At 63.2% G+C, this 6217-nt stretch carries 7 protein-coding genes; 6 read left to right on the forward strand and 1 reads right to left on the reverse strand.

The window, feature by feature from the left end; genetic code table 11:
• Nucleotides 1-17 precede the first annotated feature (17 nt).
• The 3 genes from AC1DP3_RS17680 to AC1DP3_RS17690 are packed head-to-tail and all read left to right on the forward strand — an operon-like array spanning nucleotide 18 to nucleotide 2340.
• On the forward strand, nucleotides 18-1145 hold the full coding sequence (locus tag AC1DP3_RS17680; RefSeq protein WP_477295591.1) for an alcohol dehydrogenase catalytic domain-containing protein: 1128 nt from the start codon (nucleotides 18-20) through the stop codon (nucleotides 1143-1145).
• Nucleotides 1142-1897: an SDR family oxidoreductase gene (locus tag AC1DP3_RS17685; RefSeq protein ID WP_477295580.1), complete on the forward strand. Its 756-nt coding sequence runs from the start codon at nucleotides 1142-1144 to the stop codon at nucleotides 1895-1897. Before AC1DP3_RS17680 ends, AC1DP3_RS17685 begins: the two co-directional genes overlap by 4 nt.
• Before the next feature lie 59 nt (nucleotides 1898-1956).
• Nucleotides 1957-2340 (forward strand): nuclear transport factor 2 family protein, encoded by a 384-nt coding sequence (locus AC1DP3_RS17690; protein ID WP_477295582.1) that lies wholly within the window; start codon nucleotides 1957-1959, stop codon nucleotides 2338-2340.
• Between the two features lie 108 nt (nucleotides 2341-2448).
• Here AC1DP3_RS17690 and AC1DP3_RS17695 read toward each other — a convergent pair whose 3' ends face one another.
• Nucleotides 2449-3252, reverse strand: coding sequence for a GntR family transcriptional regulator (locus AC1DP3_RS17695; protein WP_477295584.1), 804 nt, complete (start codon nucleotides 3250-3252; stop codon nucleotides 2449-2451).
• Here AC1DP3_RS17695 and AC1DP3_RS17700 point away from each other — a divergent pair.
• The 3 genes from AC1DP3_RS17700 to AC1DP3_RS17710 all read left to right on the forward strand — a co-directional run.
• Nucleotides 3235-3648 carry a GFA family protein gene (locus AC1DP3_RS17700; RefSeq protein WP_477295586.1) on the forward strand — a complete coding sequence of 138 codons (414 nt, stop codon included), beginning with the start codon at nucleotides 3235-3237 and terminating at the stop codon, nucleotides 3646-3648. The two genes, AC1DP3_RS17695 and AC1DP3_RS17700, sit on opposite strands and share 18 nt — an antisense overlap.
• A 176-nt stretch (nucleotides 3649-3824) precedes the next feature.
• Nucleotides 3825-4961, forward strand: a complete 1137-nt coding sequence (locus tag AC1DP3_RS17705; RefSeq protein WP_477295587.1) for a glutamate-cysteine ligase family protein — start codon at nucleotides 3825-3827, stop codon at nucleotides 4959-4961.
• A 236-nt stretch (nucleotides 4962-5197) separates the two neighbouring features.
• On the forward strand, nucleotides 5198-6217 hold a 1020-nt coding region (locus AC1DP3_RS17710), incomplete at its 3' end, for an APC family permease (RefSeq protein ID WP_477295589.1).

Raw genomic sequence — 6217 nt, forward strand, 5'->3', positions numbered from 1 at the left:
GAGTCGATCAGTTGAGGGTGCAAGCTGCAGTGCTGCGAACGATCGGTTCCTCGCCCCCGTGGGCCGAGTCGGAGCCGATCGCCATTCGGGAAGTCGAACTGTCCCCGCCGCGCGCCGGTGAGGTCCTCGTGCGGATGGAAGCGGCAGGCGTCTGTCACTCCGATCTCTCTCGTGTGTCCGGCGTTCGTGAATGCCGTGTGCCGATGGTACTCGGGCACGAAGGGTGCGGATTCGTCGAGCACGTCGGCCCGGACGTCGATCGTGTCAAGGTCGGCGACAAGGTGACCATGACCTTCATGCCGAGGTGCGGAACCTGTGCAGCATGCAAGTCGTCGGGCTGGAGCCTGTGCGAACGCGGGCTCGCGGCGAATGCTGCAGGGGAAATGCTGACGGGGGGTCGGAGGATCGCCGTCGACGGCGAGCTGGTGGATCACCACGGTGGCGTATCGGCCTTCGCCGAATACGCGGTCGTGGACCAGCACTCGCTGGTCATCATCMCCCCCGAGATTCCCTCGGCAGTAGGCGCGCTCCTCGGCTGCGCGGTCCTCACAGGAGGCGGCGCCGTCATCAACGCTGCCCAGGCTCGTCCTGGTCAGTCGATCGCCATCGTCGGTATGGGCGGAGTCGGACTCGCGGCCGCGTTGGTCGCGAGGGCGATCGGAATAGAGAGCATTACTGCGATAGACACGAACCCCGGGAAACTCGCCTCTGCGGTAGATCTGGTGGCGGACGCGGCGTATACGCCCGATGATGCGATTGCAGCTGAGCGAAGGTTCGACGTGGTGATCGAATGCGTCGGCCATCCCGCGGCGCTCGACTCGGCAGTGAAGCTGACAGGCGTCGGCGGCAAGACCGTCACGGTCGGACTGTCTCGACCAGGATCGACGATCACCGTGGATGCTCTCTCACTCGTGACCCAGGCCCGGTCAGTCATCGGCTCCTACATGGGCTCCGGAATTCCCGAGGACGACATCYATCGATACGCGCAGCTCTATCTCGACGGCAGGCTCGCAGTGGAGAAGCTGATCACCGGGACAACCGAACTCAACGATCTCAACACCGCAATGGATCGACTGAACGAGGGCCTCGAGATCCGCCAGATTGTCGAGTTCGCCAACTTGACGAGGCGAGACGCTCAGTCATGAGGGAGTTCGACGGCGATGTCGCCATCATCACCGGCGCCGCCAGCGGCATCGGGCTGGCCGCAGCAACGCTGCTTCACGCCCGTGGCGCGCGTGTCGTAATCGGGGACATCAACGAGGATGCTGCCAGGCAAGCCGCCGAGAACCTCGGCGAGGGTGCGATCGCCGTCGGCGTGGATGTGTCCGAAGCTGCGTCAGCTGCGGCCCTCGTTGAGACCGCGGTCCGCGTATTCGGTCGGCTCGACATCCTCTGCAATAACGCCGGATTCGGATTCCGCGGCACCGTCGAAACGATCGAAGTCGACGACTGGGATCGGCTGATGGCGGTCAACGTTCGCGGTGTATTCCTGTGCTCGAAGTACGCGATCGCTCATCTCGAAAAGTCAGGGAACGGGCGAATCGTCAACACGTCGTCGTACACATCCCTTGTAGGAATCGCAGACCGAGCCGCGTACGTCGCCTCGAAGGGAGCGATCACCGCGCTCACACGCGCCATGGCGCTCGACCACATCGCGGCCGGCATCCGAGTGAACGCCGTCGCGCCAGGGACCATCGACTCGCCGTACTTCGCCAAGATGATCGAGTCGTCCGACAGTCCCGAAGAACTGCGCAGCGAGCTCGACGGACGCTCTCCGATGCGTCGAATGGGCCGTGCCGAAGAGATCGCCGAAGCGATCGCATGGCTGGCATCGACACGATCATCGTTCGCCACCGGGTCGATTCTCACCGTCGATGGCGGGAGCTCCGCATGGTGACCGCCCCGCGGCGCACCGCTTCATCTCAAACCAGGAACCAATCAATGGAGGAGGGCACAATGCCGAACATCAAAGTCGTTCCGACCGCGGAGTACGACGCGGTAGTCGGAGCAGTTCAGAAGTATGTCGATGGCCTTCGCATCGGCAAGTCGGATGACGTCGCACGAGCTTTCCACTCGGACGCCGTCATGTACGGCTTCACCAACGGACAGCTGCTCGGCGGAACGATCCGCAACCTGTACGAATTCGTGGATGAGAACGGAGATGCACCGGAGATCGCGGTGCGCCTTGACGTCATCGGGATCACTCCGACCACGGCCGTCGTCAAGGTGGACATGGAGAATGACGCGATCGGCGCGGACTACACCGACTTCCACACGCTTCTAAAGCAGGACGGCGAGTGGAAGGTCATCGCGAAGGTCTACCACCAGTACGACAAGTAACTGTTTGCGGGTGGGTGATGATCGCGTGCCGCGCTGGACGCGATCATCACCCACCGGTGATCAGGTCGGCGGCGGAGCCATACGGATGACCGGTAACCGGGTGCCCTGCTACCCCGCGATCGAATCCGCTGGCTGCAGGTGTGCGATGTGGCGAAATGCGATCTGCGCGGCCGAGTCGACATGCGCAAGCGAGGCTGCGGTAGCCGCCGCAGGATCGCCGGCCTCGATCGCCTCGACGACAGACCGAATCTCATCAAGCATGTGCGGCACGCGGTCGGGCGATCCAAGGGTGATGGACCGCAGCTGCGAGATGCGGGCCTGGACGTTTGCGAGCATCTCCCCGATTATCGGGTTCCCGCTCGCTGCGATGAGAGCTTCATAGAAGTCGTTCTTCTCGACGATGAGTTCGCTGACGCTCGCCGCGGAAGCCCGCGAATCGAGGTGCTGGAACGCCGCACGAAGGGCATGCACGAGCGGGAGCGGGGCGCTTTGAGCCGCAAGACGACACGCCTCGGACTCCAGTGCTGCGCGGACTTGATATAGGTGGACAACATCGTCGTGGCTCAGGCCTCGCACTCGTGGGCCGACGTTAGGGACGATTTCGACAAGGCGCTCGCTCTCGAGCTGACGAAGCGCCTCTCGGACAACGGTCCGGCTGACGCCATACTCGGCCTCAAGCGTCTTCTCGATAAGGCGGTCCTCGGGGCGGAAGCGCCCCGAGATGATGTCTTCGCGCAACTGAGCGACGAGTTGCGCGCGCAGTGGTGCGGCTTCCCGGTGCAACATGTCGGTCCTCCTAACTTCTAATACCCTACTATGCAACGACGGTATTACGGTAGTATTGTATTCATCGTGGGCGACATGCCCGTCAGTCGTAGTCAAAGGAGATACATCGTGAAGCTGGAAGGCCATTGCCTCTGTGGAAACGTCACTTACAGTRCTGACACGGACGTGCACTTCACCGCCGTCTGCCACTGCACCGACTGCCAGCGCCAGACCAGTTCGGCGTTCTCGCTGGTGATCGGAATTGACGATGACGCGCTGACCGTGTCGGGCGACTCCCTCAAGACGTTCGTGACGCACGGCGAGGAGCACAAGAGCAACACGAACCGCTCGTTCTGCGGAAACTGCGGATCGGCCCTCCTTAGCCGCATCGACGCAGCCCCCGGGCTGRTGTACATCAAGGCAGGAACTCTGAATGACACCTCCTGGCTGCGCCCGACGGAGGAGCTGTGGCACCGCTCCGCGCAGGCGTGGGTGCCGCCGATCCCGGGCGCCAAGGTTTTTGCGACTGGAAACCCGGCATAGCCCGCGTCACCGAAGTGGCGACTGCCGGCCCTCGACGTGAGGGCCGGCAGAGTCGCGCTCGTTCGCCAATCCGCGAGAGCGGCCTGCCGGGTATCGATGATTCCACACTGACCGAAACAGTCGCGGAGTCTCGATTGCAAGATTGCTTCTCGTTGGGACCGGCATCTCGGATCGGTGTGGAGCTCGAGTTCCTTGTCGATGACACCGGCGATCGGGCATCGAGTGCTCATCGAATGCCACTCGACTCTATCGGAGAGGGGCTGAGCGGAAGTTTGACGCTTGAGCCGGGCGGTCAACTTGAACTCAGTTCCAAGCCGGCACCATCGCTGCCGGAGCTTCTTACGACCGTAAGGGACGATCTGGCCACCCTCCGGCGGCGGATGGAAGCGTGCGGACAGACGCTTTCCGGTGTCGGCTTTGATTCGCGAAGGCCGCTCCGCCGCGTGCTCAGCTCTCCACGCTACGACGCCATGGAGCGGTACTTCGATCAGTGGGCGCCGTTCGGTCACCAAATGATGTGTGGCACCGCGTCACTCCAGGTCAACATCGAGGCAGGTGAAACGCGCGAGGAGATCTCACGGAGGTGGGATGTGCTCTACGCCGTCGGTCCTACGCTGGCGGCCACMTTCGCCAATTCTCGGGCCGCCCCGGGCACCGAGGCGACAGTGCCGAGGCTCGCTATATGGCGACAGCTCGACCCATCACGAACTGGTGTTCCCCCGCGGCGAAGTAGTCGGTCAATGGAGGAGTCCTATGCCTCCTGGGCCCTCGATGCTCCCGTCATGCTTGTGCGACGTGAGAGCGCAGACTGGCTCGGGCCCCCGGGAGTGACATTCCGCGAATGGATCCACTCCGGAGAAGCGGCTGTGCCTGGCCGAAGCGGGCCTACGCACGCGGACCTCGACCTCCATCTCTCGACCCTGTTCCCCTTCGTGCGCCCTCGTGGTTATCTCGAAGTGCGCTACATTGACGCGCAACCCGGCAACGGGTGGATCGTTCCGACGGCGGTTCTGTCAGCGCTGACTTCGGATCAGCTGGCGACCGATATGGCCAGAGACATCTGTGCTGAGGTCGAGAACGAATGGGAGACCGCCGCACTGAGAGGCGTGACTGATCCGGCGCTACGGCGCGCCGCCGATCGACTGCTCGCCCTGGCCGCGAGCATTCTTGGACGAAAGGGCAGCTCGGAGTCAATAGCCGCAACTGTTGACGACTACCGAGAGAGGTGGACGTCACGAGGCCTGACCGCCGCGCATCTCGACAGGGTCGACGCCCGGCGTGAACAATACGCTCCTTCCGCTTCCCCGTCTTGATCCGACCCCTTGAGAGTGTCGAATCGCGAGTCCCTTGAAGAACGATCCCGACCAGGGCTTCCACTGGTGACGGTATTACCGTACTATCAGCGCACAGTAGTACCGTTCGTCGCCCGTCGAACGGCCAGCACATTCTCTTAAGAGGTGAGAACGTGGTTGCAAATCCGAGTTCATTGCCGCCCTCCGAAGTCTCCACCGCAACCGGTGGGATCGATGCCGGGAGCGGATCCGAGCGATTGAGCAAGGGCAAGGTCACTCTGACCGAGGTCCTGTTCGTCTCCATCGCCGCGATGGGGCCTGCCTCTGGTGCGGCCTACGCGATTCCTTCCGGCGCAGGCTTCGCAGGAGGATCGCTTCCGCTCAGCGTCATCATCTCGCTCGTCGGCTGTCTTCTCGTGGCCGTCGCAATCGGCCAACTGGCCAAGCACATGGCGACGGCAGGGGGGCTCGCGTCCTACGTCGGCAAAGCGATTCACAGCGGTCTCGGCTTCGTCACCGCGTGGGTGTACCCGTTCGTCTACCTGTGCGCCGGCCCTTACCTCTGCCTTGTTTTCGGGAATCTGCTCGCCAGCACGATCTTCCCCCARGCCGAAGGGACGGGATACACGCTCACCTGGATCGTCGGGACCGCCGCGTGCATGGCAGCGGCATTCGCGCTGAACTTCTTCGGGATCAAGTTCGGCACGAAGGTCGTCGTGATCCTCGGCATCTTCGAGATCGTCGTGTTCGTCGTTCTCGCGATCGTGCTCATCGCGGCGGCGGGCCCGAACAACACCCTCACGGTGTTCACTCCGGCCGAGTCGAACGCGCCCGGTTTTGAGGGATGGTCGGGAGTGGTGGCCGGATCAATCTACGGCTTCCTCGCCTTCATCGGGTTCGAAGCCGCAGCGCCCCTCGCGGCTGAGACCAAGAACCCCCGCCGCAACATCCCCCGCGCCATCATCGGCGCAGCCCTGCTGGTCGGGGTGTTMTACGTGCTCACGGTCTATGCGATCACGGTGTTCTTCGGCCMGGACAAGATGGTCGGCTTCATGGGCTTCCAGGCGGGCAACGGCTGGATGGCCATCGCGAACAACCTGTGGGGCATCGGGTGGATCCTCGTGCTGTTGGCGCTCATGAACTCGTGCCTCGCCTGCGCCGCTGGCGGCGGGATGGCAGCGACTCGATCGGTGTGGGCAATGGCTCACCACCGCACGATTCCCCACGTCTTCGCGACGACCCACCCCCGGTTCCACTCGCCCAAGAACGCGGTCTAT

The sequence above is a fragment of the Microbacterium sp. P5_B6 genome (genome assembly GCF_056400345.1).

Coding starts and splice junctions, on each gene's coding strand:
- AC1DP3_RS17685 (WP_477295580.1), top strand. CDS start 1,142: ATGAGGGAGTTCGACGGCGATGTCGCCATCATCACCGGCGCCGCCAGC.
- AC1DP3_RS17690 (WP_477295582.1), top strand. CDS start 1,957: ATGCCGAACATCAAAGTCGTTCCGACCGCGGAGTACGACGCGGTAGTC.
- AC1DP3_RS17695 (WP_477295584.1), bottom strand. CDS start 3,252: ATGGCCTTCCAGCTTCACGATGTATCTCCTTTGACTACGACTGACGGG.